General features: G+C 62.9%; 23 protein-coding genes, 1 tRNA gene and 1 CRISPR repeat array. Of the genes, 17 read left to right on the top strand and 7 right to left on the bottom strand.

All coding sequences use genetic code 11. The annotated features are described in order from the left end of the window. The first annotated feature begins 102 nt into the window (after nt 1-102). The gene (locus tag HU729_RS02040; RefSeq protein WP_186668294.1) at nt 103-666 is read left to right on the top strand and encodes a GNAT family N-acetyltransferase; all 564 of its coding nucleotides are present in this window, start codon (nt 103-105) and stop codon (nt 664-666) included. Nucleotides 667-716: 50 nt separating this feature from the next. Then, complete coding sequence (locus HU729_RS02035; RefSeq protein WP_186668292.1) at nt 717-1,256, top strand: hypothetical protein; 540 nt, start codon at nt 717-719, stop codon at nt 1,254-1,256. 10 nt (nt 1,257-1,266) lie between these two features. Here the strand turns inward: HU729_RS02035 and HU729_RS02030 are convergent, their stop codons facing one another. Continuing rightward, nucleotides 1,267-1,746 (bottom strand): DMT family transporter, encoded by a 480-nt coding sequence (locus HU729_RS02030; RefSeq protein ID WP_186708081.1) that lies wholly within the window; start codon nt 1,744-1,746, stop codon nt 1,267-1,269. A 90-nt stretch (nt 1,747-1,836) separates the two neighbouring features. On the opposite strand from HU729_RS02030, the gene HU729_RS02025 reads away from it, so the two are divergent. Then, nucleotides 1,837-2,754, top strand: coding sequence for a LysR family transcriptional regulator (locus HU729_RS02025; protein ID WP_186708079.1), 918 nt, complete (start codon nt 1,837-1,839; stop codon nt 2,752-2,754). An 87-nt stretch (nt 2,755-2,841) separates the two neighbouring features. Next, nucleotides 2,842-3,231, top strand: coding sequence for a lysozyme inhibitor LprI family protein (locus tag HU729_RS02020; RefSeq protein ID WP_186708077.1), 390 nt, complete (start codon nt 2,842-2,844; stop codon nt 3,229-3,231). Between the two features lie 204 nt (nt 3,232-3,435). Here HU729_RS02020 and mnmH read toward each other — a convergent pair whose 3' ends face one another. Continuing rightward, nucleotides 3,436-4,539 (bottom strand): tRNA 2-selenouridine(34) synthase MnmH, encoded by a 1,104-nt coding sequence (gene mnmH / locus HU729_RS02015; RefSeq protein ID WP_186708075.1) that lies wholly within the window; start codon nt 4,537-4,539, stop codon nt 3,436-3,438. After that, nucleotides 4,539-5,573: a selenide, water dikinase SelD gene (selD, locus tag HU729_RS02010; RefSeq protein ID WP_186708073.1), complete on the bottom strand. Its 1,035-nt coding sequence runs from the start codon at nt 5,571-5,573 to the stop codon at nt 4,539-4,541. The genes mnmH and selD overlap by 1 nt, the downstream gene beginning before the upstream one ends. Nucleotides 5,574-5,698: 125 nt before the next feature. On the opposite strand from selD, the gene HU729_RS02005 reads away from it, so the two are divergent. The 4 genes from HU729_RS02005 to phnE are packed head-to-tail and all read left to right on the top strand — an operon-like array spanning nt 5,699 to nt 8,929. Continuing rightward, entirely contained in the window at nt 5,699-6,553 is an 855-nt protein-coding gene (locus HU729_RS02005; RefSeq protein ID WP_186708071.1) for a putative selenate ABC transporter substrate-binding protein, read from the top strand. After that, nucleotides 6,550-7,344: a phosphonate ABC transporter ATP-binding protein gene (locus HU729_RS02000; RefSeq protein ID WP_186668277.1), complete on the top strand. Its 795-nt coding sequence runs from the start codon at nt 6,550-6,552 to the stop codon at nt 7,342-7,344. Before HU729_RS02005 ends, HU729_RS02000 begins: the two co-directional genes overlap by 4 nt. Beyond that, nucleotides 7,338-8,165 carry a phosphate/phosphonate ABC transporter permease gene (locus HU729_RS01995; RefSeq protein WP_186708070.1) on the top strand — a complete coding sequence of 276 codons (828 nt, stop codon included), beginning with the start codon at nt 7,338-7,340 and terminating at the stop codon, nt 8,163-8,165. The genes HU729_RS02000 and HU729_RS01995 overlap by 7 nt, the downstream gene beginning before the upstream one ends. Further along, nucleotides 8,162-8,929: a phosphonate ABC transporter, permease protein PhnE gene (gene phnE, locus HU729_RS01990; protein WP_186708068.1), complete on the top strand. Its 768-nt coding sequence runs from the start codon at nt 8,162-8,164 to the stop codon at nt 8,927-8,929. The genes HU729_RS01995 and phnE overlap by 4 nt, the downstream gene beginning before the upstream one ends. 95 nt (nt 8,930-9,024) lie before the next feature. On the opposite strand, the gene HU729_RS01985 is transcribed toward phnE, so the two are convergent. After that, entirely contained in the window at nt 9,025-9,915 is an 891-nt protein-coding gene (locus HU729_RS01985) for a bestrophin family ion channel (RefSeq protein WP_186668270.1), read from the bottom strand. A 258-nt stretch (nt 9,916-10,173) separates the two neighbouring features. Here HU729_RS01985 and HU729_RS01980 point away from each other — a divergent pair, with 258 nt between their 5' ends. The 4 genes from HU729_RS01980 to HU729_RS01965 all read left to right on the top strand — a co-directional run bounded on the left by HU729_RS01980 (nt 10,174) and on the right by HU729_RS01965 (nt 13,257). Beyond that, complete coding sequence (locus HU729_RS01980; RefSeq protein WP_186668268.1) at nt 10,174-11,229, top strand: diguanylate cyclase; 1,056 nt, start codon at nt 10,174-10,176, stop codon at nt 11,227-11,229. Between the two features lie 533 nt (nt 11,230-11,762). After that, nucleotides 11,763-12,002 (top strand): hypothetical protein, encoded by a 240-nt coding sequence (locus HU729_RS01975; protein WP_186708129.1) that lies wholly within the window; start codon nt 11,763-11,765, stop codon nt 12,000-12,002. A gap of 113 nt (nt 12,003-12,115) precedes the next feature. Then, entirely contained in the window at nt 12,116-12,802 is a 687-nt protein-coding gene (locus HU729_RS01970) for a hypothetical protein (RefSeq protein WP_186708066.1), read from the top strand. After that, the gene (locus HU729_RS01965) at nt 12,793-13,257 is read left to right on the top strand and encodes a hypothetical protein (RefSeq protein WP_186668255.1); all 465 of its coding nucleotides are present in this window, start codon (nt 12,793-12,795) and stop codon (nt 13,255-13,257) included. The genes HU729_RS01970 and HU729_RS01965 overlap by 10 nt, the downstream gene beginning before the upstream one ends. 62 nt (nt 13,258-13,319) lie before the next feature. Here HU729_RS01965 and HU729_RS01960 read toward each other — a convergent pair whose 3' ends face one another. After that, nucleotides 13,320-13,577, bottom strand: coding sequence for a DUF3077 domain-containing protein (locus HU729_RS01960; protein WP_186708064.1), 258 nt, complete (start codon nt 13,575-13,577; stop codon nt 13,320-13,322). A 13-nt stretch (nt 13,578-13,590) separates the two neighbouring features. Continuing rightward, nucleotides 13,591-13,824, bottom strand: a complete 234-nt coding sequence (locus HU729_RS01955; protein ID WP_186708062.1) for a hypothetical protein — start codon at nt 13,822-13,824, stop codon at nt 13,591-13,593. Between the two features lie 374 nt (nt 13,825-14,198). Between HU729_RS01955 and HU729_RS01950 the strand changes: the two genes are divergently transcribed. Then, nucleotides 14,199-14,819, top strand: a complete 621-nt coding sequence (locus HU729_RS01950; protein ID WP_186668251.1) for a LysE family translocator — start codon at nt 14,199-14,201, stop codon at nt 14,817-14,819. Nucleotides 14,820-14,932: 113 nt separating this feature from the next. Next, nucleotides 14,933-15,443: a CRISPR direct-repeat array (repeat unit 28 nt; unit sequence GTTCACTGCCGTGTAGGCAGCTCAGAAA). Between the two features lie 226 nt (nt 15,444-15,669). Here HU729_RS01950 and HU729_RS01945 read toward each other — a convergent pair. After that, nucleotides 15,670-15,754, bottom strand: a tRNA-Leu gene (locus HU729_RS01945). 108 nt (nt 15,755-15,862) lie between these two features. Here HU729_RS01945 and queA point away from each other — a divergent pair. The 4 genes from queA to secD all read left to right on the top strand — a co-directional run bounded on the left by queA (nt 15,863) and on the right by secD (nt 20,347). Beyond that, nucleotides 15,863-16,912, top strand: coding sequence for a tRNA preQ1(34) S-adenosylmethionine ribosyltransferase-isomerase QueA (queA, locus tag HU729_RS01940; protein ID WP_186668249.1), 1,050 nt, complete (start codon nt 15,863-15,865; stop codon nt 16,910-16,912). 14 nt (nt 16,913-16,926) lie between these two features. Next, complete coding sequence (tgt, locus tag HU729_RS01935) at nt 16,927-18,042, top strand: tRNA guanosine(34) transglycosylase Tgt (protein ID WP_162144435.1); 1,116 nt, start codon at nt 16,927-16,929, stop codon at nt 18,040-18,042. A gap of 41 nt (nt 18,043-18,083) precedes the next feature. Continuing rightward, the gene (gene yajC, locus HU729_RS01930; protein WP_186668247.1) at nt 18,084-18,419 is read left to right on the top strand and encodes a preprotein translocase subunit YajC; all 336 of its coding nucleotides are present in this window, start codon (nt 18,084-18,086) and stop codon (nt 18,417-18,419) included. A 65-nt stretch (nt 18,420-18,484) separates the two neighbouring features. After that, a complete protein-coding gene (gene secD, locus HU729_RS01925; protein WP_186668245.1) occupies nt 18,485-20,347 on the top strand; it encodes a protein translocase subunit SecD in 1,863 nt (620 codons plus the stop codon). The last annotated feature ends 1 nt before the right edge of the window (nt 20,348 follow it).

Raw genomic sequence — 20,348 nt, 5'->3', positions numbered from 1 at the left:
GGGCTTGCTACGTGACGGAGCCTTCACCGCCACCTCGACTTACTTTCATCACGCCGCTGACGCTAGACTGTCATCTTCCCAAAGTCGGACAGGAGTCCCGGCGTGACCCACCCCCGCAGTTTCCCCAGCGACCTGTGCCTGGACAGCCCGCGCCTGCAACTGCGCCCCATGCGTCATGGCGATGCGGCGCAGTGGCTGGCGATCATGGCCGACCCGGAGGTCATGCGTTTTTGGCACCATGCCCCCTGGCAAGAACTGGCCGAGGCCGAAAGCGCCCTGGCCGCCGACCGTGAAGCCTATGCCGCCGGCACCCTGCTCAAGCTCGGCATGTACCGGCGCGACAACGGCGAGCTGATCGGCATGGTCCAGTTGTTCAATCTCGATGACGATTCGCGTCGCGGCGAGATCGGCTACTGCCTGGCCAAGGCCGTGCAAGGTCGGGGTTACATGGACGAGGCGCTGACCTGCTTCATCGACTATCTGGCCCACACCCTGCACATGCGCCGCCTGGAGGCGGAGATCGACCCGCGCAACCAAGGCTCGGCGCGCACCCTGGAGCGCCAGGGCTTCGTCCTCGAAGGCACGCTGCGCGCCCGCTGGTGCGTGGCGGGCGAGCTGTCCGACTCGGGGATTTACGGGCTGTTGCTGGAACCGCCTGTCGCCTGAGGCGCGGGTGCGGTAAGGTCGGGGTTTCGCCCGATCCGATGGAGCTTCGGTTGCCAGCCTACTACCTCAGTATCAGCCTGCTGCTTTACCTGCTTGGCCTGTGTTTCGACGGCGTCCTGATGGGGGCCGGGCGGCACATGCCCGCTTTGCAGATGCTGCTCTACGGCCCCTGGGGCGTGGCATTCGAGCTGTACCAGTGGTTCGCCAACCCCCTGATGGCGCTGGCGGTCCTGAGCCATCGGCGCTTGCGGCGACTGTCGCTGCTGTTCGGTCTGCTGGCGCTGTACCTGGCCGCAAGCAGCCTTGGCCTCGAGCGGCTACCCGACAACCGCAGCTACGCGTTCCACGACGTCACAGGTTTCGGTGCCGGGTTCTACCTGTGGTCGCTGTCGATCCTGACCTTCTGCGCGGGCCAGGCCTGGTGGTGCTGGAAGGCCCGCAAGGCCGACGACATGCCAGGGTGGCACTGGCTGGACGTGGCCCTGATCGCGGCGCTCGGGGTGATGCTGTATGCCGCCACGCAGATGCCCTCGCTGCGCTTCGAGGTGGATCAGGTGCTGATGCCGCCCGAGCCTGCACAAAGCTTGTAGAGCCCTGGCCTCAGGCGCTGCGCGCCGTGCCCCACTGCACCACCAGCATGCCCCCGACGATCATCACCACCCCCAGCAGCCGTGGCAGGTTCACGGGTTTCTCCGGCAGGCCCATCAAGCCGAACTGGTCGATCAGCAACGACGACAGCACCTGCCCGGCGATCACGCAGACGATGAACCCCGCCGCGCCCAGGCGTGGCGTCAGCACCAACGCAGCGGTGATGTAGATCACCCCGGCGACGCCCCCCAGCCAGGCCCACCAGGGTGCCTGGGCCAGGTTCTGCAGCTGTGGCATGGGCGCGCGCATCAACAGCAGCGCTGGCACCAGCATCATCAGGCTGACCAGCAGCGAAACCCCCGCCGCCCACAACGGGTGCCCGAGCAAGCGCCCCAATGCAGCATTGCTGCCAGCCTGAAAAGGCACCGCCGCTCCGGCGAGCAGGGCGACGAGCAAGGGCAGGATGGCGGACAAGGCAAAGACGTTGGGCATGGCGTGAGCTCCTGTGGATAACCTTGGCCCAGTCTCTTGTATGCGCTTAAATGATGGAAATTCGAATTCTGCACAGGCTTTATTCGTCACATGGATGATTTGCGTCGCATCGACCTCAACCTGCTGCTGACCCTGCATGCCCTGCTCAGCGAGCAGCACGTATCCCGGGCAGCTATCCGCCTGCACCGCAGCCAACCGGCGGTGAGCCATGCCTTGGCGCAACTGCGCGACATCTTCGCCGACCCGCTGCTGGTACGCCGTGGCGCCCGCCTGGTACTGAGCCCTCGCGCCCAGGCCCTGCGCGATCCGCTGCAGCAGGCGCTGGCGCAGCTCGACGGGCTGCTGGGCAGCCCGGGGTTCGAGCCGGGCAAGGCGCGCCGCACCTTTCGCCTGGCGATGTCCGACTACGGCGCCCAGGTGGTCCTCCCTGCGCTGATGCGCGAGTTGCGTAGCGTGGCACCGCAGATCGATCTGGTCATCTCCCAGGGCAGCCGCGAGGCGATGCTCGGGCAGTTGATCGATGGCGAAGTGGATCTTGCCCTCGGGGTGTTTCCCGAGTTGCCCTCGGAGGTCCATGAGCAGGGCTTGTTCGAGGAGTCGTTTGTCTGTGTGGCCGATCGCAGCAGCCTGCCAGCACGTGGCGGCCTGACTCTGGACACCTGGCTGGCGCGCCCGCATGTACTGGTGGCGGTACGTCCTGGCATCGACAACGAGATCGACCAGGCACTCAAGGCCCTCGGCGTCCGTCGGCGCATTGCCCTCACGCTCCCGCACTGGGGGGTGGCCCAGACCGTGCTGGCCGGGACCGACCTGGTGCTGACCGTGGCCCGGCGCAGTCTGGCAGCAAGCCCGCCAGACAAGGCCCTGCGGGTCTTCGAGCCGCCGCTGCCGATCAGCGCGTTCAGCTTTGCCCAAGCCTGGCATGCCCGGCGCGAGGGCGATGCTGGGCATCAGTGGTTGCGCGAGCTGATCCATCGCCACTGCCAGGGCTGGCATTCACCTGCGTAGGACGGGTCCGATTTCACAGGGTTACAGGGGCCTTGCGGCGTACTTGCTGCTAGGCTGGCAATCTTTCCGATCAGAGGGTTCTCTTCGATGTTCAAGCATTCCCTGGCAGCCGTCGTTGCCGCGCTGGTATTCGCCTCGCAGGCACAGGCCGACGAGAACTCCCCCGCCTATACCCAATGCATGGACAACGCCTCCAGCACCGTTGCGATGAGTGCCTGCATCAAGGATGAAACCAAGTTGCAGGATGATCGCCTCAACCGGGTCTACAAGCAGTTGCTCGGCAAGCTCGAGGCGCCGCAGCAGAAAAGCCTGCGCGAAGTGCAGCGCGACTGGATCAGCTTCCGCGACAAGAACTGCAAGTTCCACGTGCAGGCCAGCGGCGGGACCCTGGCGCAACTCGAAGGCGGCATGTGCGTACTGGACATGACCCGCGAGCGCGCCGCGGAGCTGGAGCGGATTCTCAGCCCCGGGCAGTGAATGGTCTCGAACCCTGTAGGAGCGGGCTTGCCCGCGAAAAAGACACCGCGCTGCCTGGCACGGGCTACGCCCGTGTTCGCGGCGGTTCGGCGCCCCGACAAGCCCGCTCCCACAGGGGGGGGGGCTGGCCTTTAGATTTTGAGCAAGACAGTTGCTCCTCCAGGTATCGCACCGGCAAAGCCGGTGCCATGCCCCACGAGGCAATCAGCGCCGGCGCAGCGCCCGTGCTTTCAGGTACTCCCGCACCTCGACCGCATCGCCGGCAAACTCGATCCTGCCCGACTTCGCCTCACGCTGGTACGCATACATCGGGTCGTAGTACTCGTTGAGCAGACCCTCGATCCAGCCTCGGTGCAGATCCACCTCACCGCTGTGCAACTGCACCTGCAGCGCCTGCTCCAGCAGCGAATACAGCCGCTGGAAGCGTTCGCCCCCCAGACGCTTGTGGATATTGCCCATGCTCTGACGCAGGCGCTCGGCAAACAGGCGGCGCCCATCCTCTTCGCCATGCAGGGCAACGAATTCGGCACACAGGTTGATCACGTAGTCGCGCAGGATGCGCTCGACGCGATGGGCAAAACTGTCTTCCAGCCACACCAGCGGATACTGCTGCATGCCTTGGTACAGCGCCAGCGGCACCGAGCAGCTGCCGACCATCCGCCCCTCGTCCTCCAGCACGAACTGCTGCACGCCCCGCGCCCGCTTCTTGAGCACATCGATGGCCAGGCGGTTCTCGAAGTCGATCGGTGCCGGTTGCGCGGTGGCGCGCTTGCCGAAGCTCGAACCCCGGTGGTTGGCGTGGCCTTCGAGGTCGAGCACGTTGTCCAGTTGCAGCAGCACGTCGGTCTTGCCGGTGCCGGTCAGGCCGCCCAGCAGCACGAAGTCGCATTGCTCGACTGCCTGTTGGGTGGTGTCCATCAGGAAGGTCCGCAGGGCCTTGTAGCCGCCTTTGACCCGCGGATAGTCGATGCCCACGTCTTTCAGCCAGCCCTGGACGATCTGCGAGCGCAGGCCGCCACGAAAACAGTACAGATACCCTTGGGGGTTGGCCTGGGCGAATGCGGCCCAGGCTTCCAGGCGCGCCTGCTTGACCGCGCCGCTGACCAGTTGGTGGCCCAGGGCGATGGCTGCGCTTTGGCCCTGATGCTTGTAGCAGGTGCCAACCTTCTGCCGCTCCTGGTCGTTCATCAGCGGCAGGTTGATGGCGCTGGGGAAGGCACCCTTGGCAAACTCGACCGGTGCACGCATGTCCATCATCGGCGCATCGTCGAGGAACAGCTGTTTGAAGTCAGTGCAGTCGGGGCGCATCAAATCACCTCGACTGCGTAGGTCTGTCGCTCGACCAGTGTGCCGATCGGCGACAGGGCCAGGCCCAGTTCAGCGGCGACCGCCAGAAACTCCGCCTCACCCTCGGGACTCACGGCTACCAGCAGGCCACCACTGGTCTGCGGGTCGCACAGCAGGTGCTTCTGCTCATCGCTCAGGGTGCCGATCTTGTGGCCATAGCTGTCGTGGTTGCGCAGCGTACCGCCGGGAATGCAGCCCTCGGCCAGATAGTGATCCACACCCGGCAGGCGCGGTACTGCCTCGAACTGCAGGCGCGCGGTCAGGCCGCTGCCTTCGGCGACTTCGACCAGATGGCCGAGCAGGCCGAAGCCGGTCACGTCGGTCATCGCCTTGACCCCGTCGAGCTTGCCGAAGCGGCTGCCGGGTGTGTTCAGGGTGCACATCCAGTCCCGCGCCAGGCCTTGGTCCTGTTCACGCAGCTTGGACTTTTTCTCGGCGGTGGTGAGGATGCCGATACCCAGTGGCTTGGTCAGGTACAGCGTGCAGCCGACGGTCGCGGTGTCGTTGCGCTTGAGATTGCGCTTGCCGACCACGCCGGTCACCGCGAGGCCGAAGATCGGCTCGGGCGCATCGATGGAGTGGCCGCCGGCCAGTGGAATGCCCGCTTCGGCGCAGACCGCACGGCCACCACGGATCACCTCGCGGGCAACCTCAGGCGGCAACACGTTGACTGGCCAGCCGAGGATGGCGATGGCCATCATCGGGTCGCCGCCCATGGCGTAGATGTCGCTGATGGCGTTGGTCGCGGCGATACGGCCGAAGTCGTACGGATCGTCGACGATGGGCATGAAGAAGTCGGTGGTCGAGACCACCCCGCGCTCGTCGTCCAGGGCGTACACGGCAGCGTCGTCACGCGAGGCGTTGCCGACCCAGAGCTTGGGGTCCAGCGCCTGGCTGCCGCTTTCGGCAAGGATCACATCCAGCACCTTGGGGGAGATCTTGCAGCCACAGCCTGCGCCGTGGCTGTACTGGGTCAGGCGAATCGGCTCGCTCATTAGGCACCTCGGGGTCCAATTGTTGCGCGATTGTAGCAAAGCTGGCCTTTGCGCCATCGGCTCTTATAATTCCCGCAGTCGGTGCGTCGCCGGCACTTTCCCCGCTATTGAACCGGAGAACTCCCATGCTCAAACGCCCCTTGGCGCTCGCCGCCGGCCTCGTGCTGTCCTGCTGCGCCGTCATCGCACAGGCCGCCGACACTTTGCGGGTCAGCGCTATTCCCGACGAAGCGCCGACCGAACTGCTGCGCAAGTTCAAGCCGCTGGGTGAATACCTCGAGCAGCAACTGGGCATGAAGGTGCAGTTCGTACCGGTCGCCGACTACCCGGCGGTGGTCGAGTCGCTGGCCAGCAATCGCCTGGACCTGGCCTGGCTGGGGGGCTTCACCTTCGTCCAGGTGCACCTGAAGGATCCGACCGCCACTCCGCTGGTGCAGCGTGAGCAGGATGCGCAGTTCACCAGCAAGTTCATCACCGCCAACCCGGACGTGAAGAGCCTGGCCGACCTGAAGGGCAAGACTTTTGCCTTCGGTTCGATCTCCTCGACGTCCGGCAGCCTGATGCCGCGCTATTTCATGCTCAAGCAAGACAACATCAAGCCTGAAGACTACTTCAGTCGGGTCGCCTATTCCGGTGCACACGACGCCACCGTGGCCTGGGTTCAGGCGGGCAAGGTCGATGCCGGCGTGCTCAACGCCAGCGTCTGGCAGAAGCTGGTCGATGCGGGCAAGGTCGACACCAGCAAGGTGAAGGTGTTTGCCACCACGCCGACCTACTACGATTACAACTGGACCGTGCGCGGCAACATGGACCCGGCCCTGAAAGACAAGATCAAGCAAGCCTTCCTCGCCCTCGACCCGGCCAAGCCTGAGCACAAGGCGATCCTCGACCTGCAAGCGGCCAGCCGCTTCATCGAAACCAAACCCGAAAACTACGCCGGCACCGAACAGGCTGCCCGTGAGGCCGGCTTGCTCAAGTGAGTATTCAACTGCACGCGGCAGGGCTTCGGCATGGTCAGGTACGCGCCCTCGAAGACGTGAGCCTGCGCATCGACAAGGGCGAGCGGGTGGCGGTGATCGGGCCATCGGGAGCGGGCAAGTCCAGCCTGCTGCACCTGATGGCCACGGCCGTGCAGCCCGGCGCCGGGCACCTGGAGTTGCTTGGCGCACAGCCCTGGGCATTGTCGGCGGGTGCGCGGCAGCGCCTGCGGGCGCGGGTCGCGCTGGTGCACCAGGCGCCGCCGCTGCCGCCGCGCCAGCGGGTGGTCACCGCCGTCCTGGCCGGGCGCCTTGGCCAGTGGGGCACCTTGCGTGGCCTGCTCAATCTGCTGCACCCCAGCGATGTGCCGGGCGCGCGACAGGTGCTGGCGGAGTTGGGGCTGGCCGACAAGCTGTTCGTGCAGTGCGGGCAGTTGTCCGGTGGCCAGTTGCAAAGGGTGGGTATCGCTCGGGCGCTGTATCAACAACCTGAAGTACTGCTGGCCGACGAACCCGTCTCGGCGATGGACCCGGTGCTGGCTGATCACAGCCTGGCCCTGCTCAATCGCCACGCGCAAACCCATGGCGTGACACTGGTCGCCAGCCTGCATGCCGTGGAGCTGGCGCTCGCGCATTTCCCCCGGGTGATTGGCATCCGCGAAGGGCGCGTGGTGTTCGATTGCCCGGCAGTGGCGGTGACCGATGCCTTGCTCGACGCCCTCTACGCCAATGAGCAACTGGCGTCGCCAACGACCGTGGGGCCGACGCTGACGGTGCAGATCCCGCGATGCTGAAGACCGATGCCCGCGACCCTGCGGCGTTGCCACGCCTGTTGCTGACGCTGTTGTGCCTGGCCCTGTTGTGGCCGGGCGTGCAGTTGAGCGAACTCGACCCCGGGGTGCTGTTGCAGGCCGAGAACCGTCAACAGATGGCAAGCTTCGTTGGCGCCTTCTGGCCACCGGCCCATGACCGGGACTTTCTGGCGTTGCTGTTCGAGGCCACCCTGCAGACGCTTGCCGTGGCCACTGCCGGCATGACCCTGGCATTGCTGCTGGCCATCCCCGCCAGCCTGCTGGGCAGCCGGGCATTGTCGTTGAGGGCGGCATCCCGCGCGGGTCGCCCCGGGCCTTGGTCGCGGCTGGTGCGCATGCCGGTACGCGGCATGCTGGTGTTCCTACGCAGCGTGCCGGAGATCGTCTGGGCGTTGTTGTTCGTGCGCGCCGTGGGGCTGGGACCGACGGCGGGGGTACTGGCCATCGCCATCACCTACAGCGGCATGCTTGGCAAGGTCTATGCCGAAATCTTCGAGTCGGTGGACCAGCGCCCGGCCCACGCCTTGATGCAGGCCGGCAGCGGACGGCTGAGTGCGTTCTGCTATGGCATCCTGCCGGTGGCGGCGGCGGAGGTGGTGTCCTACACGGTCTATCGCTGGGAATGCGCGGTGCGGGCTTCGGTGGTGATGGGCTTTGTCGGTGCTGGCGGGCTGGGGCAGCAGATCGACCTGTCGATGCGCATGTTCGCTGGCGCCGAGGTGGCGAGCATGCTGCTGGCGTTTCTCGTACTGGTGACCCTGGCCGATGTGTTGAGCCGCGTGTTGCGCGGGAGGCTGGCATGAACCGGGCGATCAACCTGCTGGTGATCGTCGCCATCGTCGCGGCGGTGGTGGCGTCGTTCGCCTACCTGGAACTCGACCTTGCGGCCGTCGTCGGCAATGGTGGATTGGCGCAGATGGGCGAGTACGCCTCGCGCTTCCTGAGCCCCGACCTGTCCCCCGAGCATCTGCGTGCCGTGGGCCGTGGTGCATTGGAAACCCTGGCGATGTCGGGGCTGGGCACCTTGCTGGCGATGGTGCTTGGCCTGCTGCTGGCATTGCCCGCGGCCGGGCGCTTCGGCTGGCCGCTGCAGGGGGCGGCGCGCTTGCTGCTCAATGCCCTGCGGGCTATCCCTGAGCTGGTGTGGGCGGCCTTGACCGTGCTGGCAGCCGGGCTCGGGCCCAATGCCGGCACCCTGGCCCTGGCGCTGCACACGGCAGGCGTGCTGGGGCGCCTGTTCGCCGAGGCGCTGGAGAACGCGCCCGCAGAGCCGGCGGCGGCGATCCGCTTGCAGGGCGGCAGCCAGGTCGCAGCGTTCTGCTTCGGCACCTTGCCCAATCTGTGGCCGCAGTTGCTGGCCTACAGCCTGTATCGCTGGGAGAACAATATCCGCATGGCCAGTGTGCTGGGCTTCGTTGGTGCGGGCGGGTTGGGGCAGATGCTCTACACCACCCTCAGCCTGTTCCAGGAAGCCCAGGCCAGCACGGTGATCATCGGCATGCTGGTGCTGGTGTTGCTGGTGGATGCCTTCAGCGATGTGCTGCGCCAGCGCTATGTGCGGGCCTGAGCACTCTCCGTAAGCGTGGCGATTCGCTGGCTACTGTGGGGATGGCACCGGCTTTGCCGGTGATCGCGGGACAAGCCCGCTCCCACACATCGACCTCAATCCACCCATTCCCCACACTGCGCCTCGCGCTGCATCGACTCCAGGTTCCGTTCGATGGCCTCGCAGATCGTGTCCATCGGAATCTGGTGCTCGCTGCGTCGAAACGGGCTCTGCAGGTCGGTGCCGATCCGCTCGATCGCCAGCAGCATGAAGCCCACCACCGTCGAAGCCAGCGGCGTGAACCACTCCAGCGACTCCACCAGCCCGATCGGCACGATCACGCAGAACAGCGTGATGAACAACCGCGGAAAATACACGTAAGGGTAGGGCAGTGGCGTATTGGCGATCCGCTCCATCCCGCCCTGGGCGTTGGACAGGTCCACCAGCGTCGACTCCAGCCGCGCCAGGCGAATGCTGTCCAGCCGCCCGGCCTTGTATTCGCGTGCCAGCAAGGCGGCGGAGCCGGCGAGGATGTCGTTGGCGAAGTTGTTCGAACCATTGCGCCGCTCGAACTCGTGATGCGGGATGAACGCCATCAGCTCCGGCGGGCACGGCTCGTTCTTCAGGTGCGCTGCCAGGCAGTTCACATAGGCCACATGCCGACGCAGCAAGGTCGCTTTGACCGGGTTGAGCCCGTCATCTGGATCGTCTACCAGCGTCAGCACCTGCCGCGCAAAGCTGCGTGAACTGTTCACCATCGCCCCCCACAGCGTGCGCGCCTCCCACCAGCGGTTGTAGGCACTGCTGTTGCGAAAGCTCACCAGCACCACCAGCGCCGAACCCAATAGCGTCAGCGGGATCAGCGGCAGGCTGAACTTGCTGTTGAAGAACAGCATGAAGTCGATGGTGACCAGGATGTCCCACACCAGCAGCCACAGCAGCGACCAGCCGATGTAGTTGAAGGTCTTGAGGACCAGGCGGTACTTGCGCACGAGGTAGTTTTTCACGCAGGGATCTCTTCGTGGAGCGGATGAAGGATCCGACGTCGGGGGCGGGGCAAGGTTCGGTGGACTGGATGTTACTGGACGTGTTTCTCGCGAGGTCGAGGCGGAATTGACCCGACGGTTAGTGTATTTCGTCCAGCACGTTTGAAGTCCTGTTTTCGATAGTGGCACAATGCTCGAACGCCGACCCCCAGGGCATTTTCCCGCCTGGCTGCCTGTCCGGTGCATTCAAGGACAGTCCATTTTTTCGGTGAGCCCTCGATGATCGAGCGAACGGGTAAGGGTCTTTCCTTCGCCAAACGCATGTACCCACCCCGCGCCATTGGCACCGGGCTGGGGTTCTTCTGTGTGCTGATCGGCATCTGGCCGCTGCAGCCGGCCTGGTGGACCTGGGCCTTGCTCGCGCTGCACGGCTTCGTCTGGCCGCACGTCGCTTATCAGTTGGCCCGGTTGTCGAAGCAGCCCTTTCGCGCCGAGCAACGCAACCTGGTGTTCGATGGCTTCGCCGGAGGCTGCTGGGCTGGTGTCATGGGGCTCAACCCGCTGCCGAGCGTGATCATCCTGTCGATGATCGCCATGGACAAGATCGCTGCTGGCGGCTGGCACATGCTCGGCAAGACCTTCCTCGCCCAGGCGCTGGGCATTGGCCTGGGGCTCTGGTTGTACGCGCCACCGCTATTCCCGCCTACCAGCCAGGCACAGATGCTTGCGTGCCTGCCGATCCTGCTGATCTACCCCATGGCCATCGGCCTGATCTGCTATCAAGTTACCGTCCAGCTCGCCCAGCACAAACGCACCCTGGCGCGCCTGAGCCAGACCGACAGCCTCACCGGCCTGATCAACCACGGCGCCTGGAAAGACCTGCTGCTGCGCGAATTCCAGCGTTGCCGCCGCGACAATCAGGCCAATGTGCTGGCGCTGATCGACATCGACCATTTCAAGCAGATCAACGACCGTCACGGCCACCTGATGGGCGACGACATCCTGCGCACCCTCAGCGCGTTCCTGCCGACCCACCTGCGCAAGAGCGACCCGGTGGCGCGCTATGGCGGTGACGAGTTCTGCGTGATGCTGCCCGGCGTCAGCGTGGCGCAGGCCGAAGAAGTGCTCGAGCGGCTGCGCGAGGCGGTGGAGTGTTATCGCCATCCTGAATTGCCGGAGCAGGGGTTGAGCCTGAGCATCGGCATCGCGCCTTTTGGCGGGCATCTTCAGAGCGCCGAGGCCTGGTTGCATGAGGCGGATATGGCGCTGTACCAGGCCAAGAGTGCGGGTCGAAATCGGATTGTGGTGGCGGGGCGGTATGGGGCGATGGTCTAACACCAGCAATTCCATAGCTGCTATGTGTTGGTTTTTAGTTGGCTCAGCAGGTCGACCTCTTCTGACCCGCGCAGCTCAAAAATAAACGGACGCCAATCATCCGATTGTTCTCGATAAGCAGGCTCTTCAGCTATGTTTAGGCGTACCCAACCCTATGGATAAACGGATTTAATCGTCCGTTTATTTTAATTAGTCGGACATATTTGGCCGCTTATGGAAAGATTTTTTCCGGTAGATTGTGACGCAAGCCTCCAGCGTATAGGGCTTCTAGTCAAAACGGCGCGCCTGGAGCAGGGTGTCCGGCAACTGGATGTCGTCAGTAGACTTGGCGTTACCGAGAAGATGCTGCGTCGCATCGAAGGTGGTGATCCATCCGTCAGTGTCAGATCGTTGATGCTCGTGTTGTGGAACCTTGGTCTCACAGACAAGGTTTTCCGTCCTCTGGAGGACGCTTCAGTCTCCTTCGTTGAGTTGAAGGACGAGACCAGTGGCCGCCGAGCGCGCAGACGTCGCGCCAAGCCGGAGGACTTCTGATGCCCAGTGCCTACATCTACATGGAGCCCCCCCAGACCGGTGAGGTTCTGACGCTTGGGCGCCTGACCTTGAATGGCAACCGCCCTGGCGAGTTCGTCTATTCTCCCGCCGCGCAGGATGAGGCGGACCCGGTTGCCGGTTGGGCTGATGAGTTGAAGGAGTACTACGCGGACTTTCTGCAAGGCAAGGTGCTGGAACTGGCGCGCAATGCGACCACCGCACAGAGGATTCTGGGCTGAGCGTCAATGGCGGGCTGCATGCGGAAAAATCCGACTGATATTTGGGATGTGTACTGCTGATCTGGTAAGTGGCAAACGGTTAGAACTGGCGTTTCGACGCTGGAATGTTTGCCATGGAAAAGCTGGTCCGGTGGACCAAGGTGCAAACGGAGCATCTTGCGCAAATTGAAAGCCCAACATTTGCCAGACGCAGGGTTGAAAGCGCTCTTCGGCATGATGAGTATCTTGTTGGCCTTGATGAGCTGATCCGATCCTGTACTCATTCATCTCCTCTGCGAGCTGGTACGTCTTGCACTGAAACCTTGCTAGCACACGTCGAGCACGGGCGATGGCTGTTAATTACTCCTAGGCCACTCAGGCCTTTCGTCTCCGGTGGACTTGGCCATTACCCGCATTTGTCATGGTGCCAATCCAATCCAGGTTGTCCTAGCACCTCCGTGTTGCATGAAGGTCCTGGAAAATGGCGAACAGTAGATATCAGTGTTGATATGGGAAAAAGTGCCTTGGCCTTCGCTGCCAACCTCCTGGTGTCTCGCGGTGAAGACCGAATGTTCTTGTCTGAAGGCAAGGATTACTCGAATACGGTTCGAACGATCACACAGAGATGGACTCCGCTGGAGGAGCATGAATTGCGGATGTCGCTTCGCTCAACCAAACGTAACTATGGCGAAATTCGGCACATTAGACCGGTTTATGTCGAGGCTGATGATCATTGGCCTGTTGACGGTAAGTCTTGGCATTGGCGACCTGTCGTCGCGGACACTATCTATGAACAGAAAGGAGGTGTTTTTTGGCCCTGATGAACGATCGTCTTCAGCGATTCACCCAATTATGCTGGGGCGCGATGGATGCGCTCATCATCGTGCTCTACGCAGTCGCCAGTATTCGCCGTGGTCGGATTCCATTTTGGGATGATCTGCAAAGCATTGTGGCCTTGTCACGCGAGCATGGTGAGTTGGCATTGTTTATCGGCCTTACAGGCGTAGCGGTGCATCTCTCGGTAGTCGCCAGTGGTTTGCTGTTTATCAAAGGTGTGCGTGTTGCGGCCTATGTCGGCCTGGCCCAGGCGCCATTTCGAATGATCCTGCTTCCCTCGATACCTATCGCCTTCCTATGGCCCAACATCCTTGTTACGCCAGCACCCTGGCTGCTTTTTCTACTGGGAGTTGTCACGGAAGCCGTTAAAGTGTGGAGTTTGGTACTGCTGGTGCGAAGCCAGCGGTTCGCCCAAGCGACTGAATCACAGCCTGTGTAGCCGATGCGACTCAATAGGCCGGGGCTACGTGCAGCCCCACCTATCGACAATGCGGCTCTGACCTAGCGGCTTTCCCGTCCGCGCCCTATCTCCACGTCATCCATCACCGCCTTGACCATGTCGCACAGCAAGTGCGCAGCCCAGCCCAGGTCGGCTTCGCCATCGGTGGAGGCGAGCAAGGTCATGCGCTTGGCGCAGGCCATCATTGCCGACGCCTGTTCCATTGCCAGTTTCGAATCATGCCCGGGCTCGACCCGGAACAGCGGCTTGTCGCCATCGCCGTAACCGAACTCGGTGACGCCTGCAGTGGTATCGCTCATGTTCGATGCTCCTTCAGTGACGGACCTGGATCCTGCTCAGTGCGGTTTCCGCCAGCGTCAGAGCGGCATCGACTTCGTGGGCGGTGGCGATGGTCAGGGGCTGGGCGGGGGAGCCGAGGGTGAAGGCGGTGCTGTGATGGGTGATGGCTAGGGCGCAGGTGAGGTGTTCGATGATTTGGAGGACGAGGTCTTCGAGTGCGTGGGGATTTTCGGGGGAGAAAGGGGGATCGGGGACGATCTTTAACATGGTGAACTCCTCGCTGATGAAGGGACCACCACCATTGCTGTCAAACAAGAGGGTGGCAGCTGTAAGCAGGTTGACAGACCGGTCAGCAAGGAAACCCGGCGCACCCGAAGGTGCCCCACCTACAGCCGCCATAAAAGCGAAGCCGTGTGAGTTGCAATGCTGATTCGGCCTGTCATAGCCGGTCGTTGATGAGCAACGACCGGGCGAGACTAGAACGCGCCCCATGGCACCGCAACGGCTTTAGGCGGCCGAGAGTATGTTTGGGAAACGGACTACAGGGAATGGGGAAAAACTGAAAATCGAGCCACTTATCCACAACGAAAAAAGCTGCGCCCAAGCTAATCTAGGGCAACTTCCCGTCAGGTAGAGCCCCCATGTCCATCGCCGACAATCTGATTGCCTTCACGCTCGCGGCTACCCTGCTGACGATAACCCCCGGCCTCGACACCGCCCTGATCCTCAGAACCTCCGCCGTCGAAGGACGCAAGCAGGGACTGCGCGCGGCCCTGGGCATCAACGCCGGTTGCCTGCTTTGGGGCGCGGCGGTCGCCTTCGGCCTTGGCGCATTGATCGCCGTCTCCGAGCTGGCGTACGACATCCTCAAGTACTGTGGCGCTGCCTATCTGGCATGGTTGGGCGTGAACATGCTCCTGCGCCCACGCCAGTCGCTGGCGCCTGCCGAGGCTGAGGGGAGACCGGCAGCGAACTGGTTTCTCAAGGGCATGATGGGCAATCTGCTCAATCCCAAGGTCGGGATTTTCTACGTGTCGTTCCTGCCGCAATTCATTCCGCAAGGCCAGCCATTGATTGCATGGACCTTCGGGCTTGTGGGCATTCATGTGCTGCTGGGGTTGATCTGGGCGGTGGGGTTGATCAGTGCGACACAATCCTTTGCAGGCATCCTGCGCAAAGGAAACCTCATCAAATGGATGGATCGAGTAACAGGTATGGTCTTTGTACTGTTCGCTGCACGTTTGGCACTGAGCCGACGTTAAAGGCTGCGATACGACTCCTTGCAGCCACGGGCTTGTCGAAACGCCGCGAGCACGGTGTAGTTCGTGCCATCCTCGGCGAGTAACCAGAAGTAGTTTCGCTACGACTATTTTGTTGAGCTGCCTACGCGGCAGTGAACTACGGCCTCGGCCCAGTGCGGGGCTGGGCTTGTTTCTGAGCTGCCTGCACGGCAGTGAACAGACAACCGCCGCCTGGCGATATTTTTTTTCCTTTCCTGAACTGCCTACGCGGCAGTGAACGGACAGTTGCAGGGATTCACCTGTTGGGCGTCTTTCTGAGCTGCCTACACGGCAGCTCAGAAATTGACGGAAGCGACAGCCGCCGCCGTGCCCTTGTTCACTGCCGTGTAGGCAGCTCAGAAAATGTAGGCTAGGGCGATCATAGAAGGTGTCCTCGTTCACTGCCGTGTAGGCAGCTCAGAAACACGACACGGGCGCCGCCGGTGCCGACAAGCTGTTCACTGCCGTTTAGGCAGCTCAGAAACACACGGGCATGAGCCAGAGCGCGCTCTATCAAGGTTCACTGCCGTGTAGGCAGCTCAGAAAAGTCCGGTCGCCCGATCCATCCAATGAATCACGTTCACTGCCGTCTAGGCAGCCCACAAACAGTTTCCGAGTTGGCACGTAAATCACTAAAGGGTTTACCCGCGAAGCCACTGACTGTCTGGGTGGCATCGGCATTGCCAGTGTTCGTCGCGGTTCGCCGCCCCGATATGCCCACTACGACCAGGGCGAGATGAGAAGAGGGCGATTTCCGCTGACGCTTACCGCTTTCAGGCCCTGAATCCCGGCCACAAAAAAACCGACCATAAGGTCGGTTTTTTCTGGATCTTGGTGCCCCGAGGGAGACTCGAACTCCCACTCCTTTCGAAAACGGATTTTGAATCCGCCGCGTCTACCAATTCCGCCATCAGGGCTTGTGGCGCCGCAGTATAGAGAGGCTCCTGCAGTCGGTCAATCGGCTTTCATGGTCAATTTTCATGCATTGGGCTAAACTTCCCGGCCCTGCCAAGCCGAACACGATCATGCGCGTCGCCGATTTTTCCTTCGAACTCCCCGATTCCCTCATCGCCCGCCATCCTCTGGCCGAGCGCCATGGCAGCCGTCTGCTGGTCCTTGACGGGCCGAGCGGGGAGCTGGCGCATCGGCGCTTCACCGATTTGCTCGAGTACCTGCGCCCGGGCGACCTGATGGTGTTCAACAACACTCGGGTGATTCCGGCGCGGCTGTTCGGTCAGAAAGCCTCCGGCGGCAAGCTGGAAGTGCTGATCGAGCGCGTGCTCGATAGCCATCGGGTCCTGGCCCATGTGCGTGCCAGCAAGGCACTGAAGGTCGGCGCCACGGTGCTGATCGATGGCGGTGGCGAGGCCGAGATGGTCGCGCGCCATGAGACGCTGTTCGAGCTGCGCTTCACCGAAGAGGTGCTGCCACTGCTCGATCGCGTCGGTCACATGCCGCTGCCGCCGTATATCGACCGCCCGGATGAAGGCGCCGACCGTGAGCGCTACCAGACCGTGTACGCCGAGCGTGCCGGTGCGGTTGCTGCACCCACGGCGGGCCTGCACTTCGACGAGGCGCTGCTGGCGCAGATCGCCGCCAAGGGCGTCGAGCGTGCCTTCGTCACCCTGCACGTGGGCGCCGGCACCTTCCAGCCGGTGCGGGTCGACAAGATCGAAGACCACCACATGCATAAAGAGTGGCTCGAAGTGAGCCAGGAGGTGGTCGATGCCATCGAGGCTTGCCGCGCCCGTGGCGGGCGGGTGGTCGCGGTCGGCACCACCAGCGTGCGTTCGCTGGAGAGCGCCGCGCGCGATGGCGTGCTCAAGGCGTTCAGTGGCGACACCGACATCTTCATCTACCCCGGCCGGCCGTTCCATGTGGTCGATGCCCTGGTAACCAACTTCCATTTGCCCGAGTCCACGCTGCTGATGCTGGTCTCGGCCTTTGCGGGGTATCCCGAGACCATGGCCGCGTACGCCGCGGCGGTCGAGCAGGGATACCGCTTCTTCAGTTACGGTGATGCCATGTTCATCACCCGCAATCCGGCGCCGCGCGGCCCCGAGGATCAAGCATGAGTCGCACCTGTCGAATGTCCTTCGAACTGCTGGCCACCGACGGCAAGGCCCGTCGCGGTCGGCTGACCTTCCCCCGTGGCACCGTGGAAACCCCGGCGTTCATGCCGGTGGGCACCTATGGCACGGTCAAGGGCATGCTGCCGCGGGACATCGAGGCCATTGGCGCCGAGATCATCCTGGGCAACACCTTCCACCTGTGGCTGCGCCCGGGCACCGAGGTGATCAAGAAGCACAACGGCCTGCACGACTTCATGCAGTGGAAAGGCCCGATTCTCACCGACTCCGGCGGCTTCCAGGTGTTCAGCCTGGGTGCGATGCGCAAGATCAAGGAAGAGGGCGTGACCTTCGCCTCGCCGGTAGACGGCTCCAAGGTGTTCATGGGCCCCGAAGAGTCGATGCAGGTACAGCGTGACCTGGGCTCGGACATCGTGATGATCTTCGACGAGTGCACGCCATATCCGGCCGAGCACGACGTGGCGCGCACCTCCATGGAGCTGTCGCTGCGCTGGGCCCAGCGCTCGAAGAACGCCCACGGCGACAACACCGCGGCACTGTTCGGCATCGTTCAGGGCGGCATGTACCAGGACTTGCGCATGCGCTCGCTGGAAGCGCTGGTCAACATCGACTTCGACGGCTTGGCCATCGGCGGCCTGTCGGTGGGTGAACCCAAGCACGAGATGATCAAGGTGCTGGATTACCTGCCGGCACAAATGCCTGCTGACAAACCTCGTTACCTTATGGGGGTAGGCAAACCGGAAGATCTGGTTGAGGGTGTGCGCCGCGGCGTCGACATGTTCGACTGCGTGATGCCCACGCGCAACGCGCGCAACGGCCATCTGTTCGTCGATACAGGGGTGATCAAGATCCGCAATGCGTTCCATCGCCACGATGATTCGCCGCTGGATCCGACCTGTGACTGCTATACCTGCACCAACTTCTCCCGCGCTTATTTGCATCACCTGGACAAGTGCGGCGAAATGTTGAGCAGCATGCTGAATACCATCCACAACTTGCGCCATTACCAGCGCTTGATGGCCGGTTTACGCGAGGCTATTCAACAGGGTAAATTGGCCGCCTTTGTCGACGCCTTCTATGCCAAGCGCGGACTTCCCGTTCCGCCTTTGGACTGACTGTTCGCACACATAACTAAATTCAGCAACTGGAGTGCTACATGAGCTTTCTGATTCCCGCCGCTTACGCGGACGCTGCAGCCCCTGCCGCCGGCCCAGCTGGTACCGGCTTCGAGTGGATCTTCCTGGTCGGCTTCCTGGTCATCTTCTACCTGATGATCTGGCGCCCGCAGGCCAAGCGCGCCAAAGAGCAGAAAAACCTGCTCAGCGCACTGCAAAAGGGTGATGAAGTGGTCACCAACGGCGGTATCGCCGGCAAGATTGTCAAAGTTTCCGACGATTTCGTGGTACTGGAAGTGTCCGACAACGTCGAGCTGAAGTTCCAGAAGGGTGCCATCGCGGCCACCCTGCCAAAAGGTACGCTCAAGGCTATCTGAGTTACCGGTTTCATTTTTTCCAGTCGGGGCGCGCAAAGCGCCCCGCGTCTTGAACGGGCGGCGTGATGCTGAACAAATACCCTCTGTGGAAATACCTGCTGATCCTGGTGGTACTGGCGGTCGGCTTTATTTATTCCGCTCCCAACCTCTACCCGGATGACCCGGCGGTGCAGATCAGCGGTGCAAGTTCCGCGCTGCACGTGAGCCAGGCCGACCTCGACCGCGCTACCAAGGCGCTGGTTGATGCCGGTATCACCGTCAAGGGTGGCAGCCTGGGCGAGAAGGGCAGTGCGCTGGTGCGCCTGACCAACCAGGAAGACCAACTGCCGGCCAAGGATGTGGTGCGCAAGACCCTGGGTGACGACTACGTCGTCGCACTGAACCTGGCCCAGACCACCCCGCAGTGGCTGCGCAACCTGGGTGCCAGCCCGATGAAGCTGGGCCTGGACCTCTCCGGTGGTGTGCACTTCCTGCTGGAAGTGGACATGGACAAGGCCATGAGTGCCCGCCTGAAGGTCTACGACGGCGAAGTGAAGACCCTGCTGCGCAAAGAGCGCGTGCGCTACCGTAGCCTGCCCCAGCAGGACGGCAGCATCATGCTGGGCTTCTCCGACGATGCTACCCGCGAACAGGCGCGTGCCCTGGTCCGCAAGAATTTCAATGATTTCGACATCACCACCACCGAGCGCAACGAGCTCTCCGTGCTGCGTCTGGCGCTGACCCAGGCCAAGGTCGCCGAAATCCGCGAATACTCCATCAAGCAGAACCTGACCACCGTCCGCAACCGTGTGAACGAGCTGGGCGTGGCCGAGCCGCTGGTTCAGCGCCAGGGCGCCAACCGTATCGTGGTCGAGCTGCCCGGCGTGCAGGACACGGCCGAAGCCAAGCGTATTCTCGGCAAGACCGCCAACCTCGAGTTCCGCTTCGGCGCTGAGCCAGGTGCTTCGAAAGCGACTACCGAGGTCTTCGAGTTCCGTGATGGCAACCGTTCGGCTGCGGTCGAGCGTGGCTTGATCATCACCGGTGACCAGGTCACCGATGCCCAGGCGAGCTTCGACGAGCACGGTCGTCCGCAGGTGAACATCCGCCTGGACGGCCACGGCGGCGAGTTGATGAGCCGCGCCACGCGCAGCAACGTCGGTCGCAGCATGGCGGTGATCTTCATCGAGCAGAAGCCGGTGACCCGCTACGTCAAGCAGACCGTCGACGGCGTCGAGAAGGAAGTGGCGGTACAGAGCTTCCAGGAAGAGAAGAAGATCATCAGCCTGGCGACCATCCAGTCGCCGCTGGGCAGCCAGTTCCGCATCACTGGCCTGAACGGCCAGGGCGAGTCGTCGGAACTGGCCCTGCTGCTGCGTGCCGGTGGTCTGGCAGCGCCGATGTACTTCGCTGAAGAGCGTACCATCGGCCCGAGCCTGGGTGCCGACAACATCACCAAGGGTGTCGATGCGTCGCTGTGGGGCATGCTGTTCGTCTCGCTGTTCATCATCGCCATCTACCGTGGCTTCGGCGTGATCGCCACCATCGCTCTGACGGGCAACATGGTGCTGCTGCTGGCGCTGATGTCGCTGCTGGGCGCGACCCTGACCCTGCCGGGTATCGCCGGTATCGTGTTGACCATGGGTATGGCGGTCGACGCCAACGTGCTGATCTTCTCGCGGATTCGCGAGGAGCTGAAAAACGGCATGTCGGTGCAGCGTGCCATCCACGAAGGCTTCAACCGTGCCTACACCGCGATCATCGACGCCAACCTGACCAGCCTGCTGGTCGGCGGCATCCTGTTCGCCATGGGTACTGGCCCGGTCAAAGGCTTCGCGGTCACCATGTCCCTCGGGATTTTCACCTCGATGTTCACCGCCGTCATGGTGACCCGCGCAATGGTCAACCTGACCTGTGGCGGGCGTGACATCAAGAAGCTGTGGGTTTGAG

The sequence above is a fragment of the Pseudomonas sp. RW10S2 genome, assembly GCF_014268985.1.
Classification (GTDB): Bacteria; Pseudomonadota; Gammaproteobacteria; order Pseudomonadales; family Pseudomonadaceae; genus Aquipseudomonas; species Aquipseudomonas wayambapalatensis.
The sequence above is the reverse complement of the archived record's forward strand: the minus strand, read 5'-3'. Positions and strand labels throughout refer to the sequence as shown.

Bases quoted from the DNA above. Each gene is read 5' to 3' on its own strand.
- HU729_RS01960 (WP_186708064.1), bottom strand. From the start codon at position 13,577: ATGAGCGATACCACTGCAGGCGTCACCGAGTTCGGTTACGGCGATGGC.
- HU729_RS02025 (WP_186708079.1), top strand. From the start codon at position 1,837: ATGGATGATTTGCGTCGCATCGACCTCAACCTGCTGCTGACCCTGCAT.
- HU729_RS01980 (WP_186668268.1), top strand. From the start codon at position 10,174: ATGATCGAGCGAACGGGTAAGGGTCTTTCCTTCGCCAAACGCATGTAC.
- phnE (WP_186708068.1), top strand. From the start codon at position 8,162: ATGAACCGGGCGATCAACCTGCTGGTGATCGTCGCCATCGTCGCGGCG.
- secD (WP_186668245.1), top strand. From the start codon at position 18,485: ATGCTGAACAAATACCCTCTGTGGAAATACCTGCTGATCCTGGTGGTA.
- yajC (WP_186668247.1), top strand. From the start codon at position 18,084: ATGAGCTTTCTGATTCCCGCCGCTTACGCGGACGCTGCAGCCCCTGCC.
- selD (WP_186708073.1), bottom strand. From the start codon at position 5,573: ATGAGCGAGCCGATTCGCCTGACCCAGTACAGCCACGGCGCAGGCTGT.
- HU729_RS01955 (WP_186708062.1), bottom strand. From the start codon at position 13,824: ATGTTAAAGATCGTCCCCGATCCCCCTTTCTCCCCCGAAAATCCCCAC.
- queA (WP_186668249.1), top strand. From the start codon at position 15,863: ATGCGCGTCGCCGATTTTTCCTTCGAACTCCCCGATTCCCTCATCGCC.
- HU729_RS02030 (WP_186708081.1), bottom strand. From the start codon at position 1,746: ATGCCCAACGTCTTTGCCTTGTCCGCCATCCTGCCCTTGCTCGTCGCC.
- HU729_RS01950 (WP_186668251.1), top strand. From the start codon at position 14,199: ATGTCCATCGCCGACAATCTGATTGCCTTCACGCTCGCGGCTACCCTG.
- HU729_RS01970 (WP_186708066.1), top strand. From the start codon at position 12,116: ATGGAAAAGCTGGTCCGGTGGACCAAGGTGCAAACGGAGCATCTTGCG.
- HU729_RS02005 (WP_186708071.1), top strand. From the start codon at position 5,699: ATGCTCAAACGCCCCTTGGCGCTCGCCGCCGGCCTCGTGCTGTCCTGC.
- HU729_RS01975 (WP_186708129.1), top strand. From the start codon at position 11,763: ATGCCCAGTGCCTACATCTACATGGAGCCCCCCCAGACCGGTGAGGTT.
- HU729_RS01995 (WP_186708070.1), top strand. From the start codon at position 7,338: ATGCTGAAGACCGATGCCCGCGACCCTGCGGCGTTGCCACGCCTGTTG.
- HU729_RS02020 (WP_186708077.1), top strand. From the start codon at position 2,842: ATGTTCAAGCATTCCCTGGCAGCCGTCGTTGCCGCGCTGGTATTCGCC.
- mnmH (WP_186708075.1), bottom strand. From the start codon at position 4,539: ATGCGCCCCGACTGCACTGACTTCAAACAGCTGTTCCTCGACGATGCG.
- tgt (WP_162144435.1), top strand. From the start codon at position 16,927: ATGTCCTTCGAACTGCTGGCCACCGACGGCAAGGCCCGTCGCGGTCGG.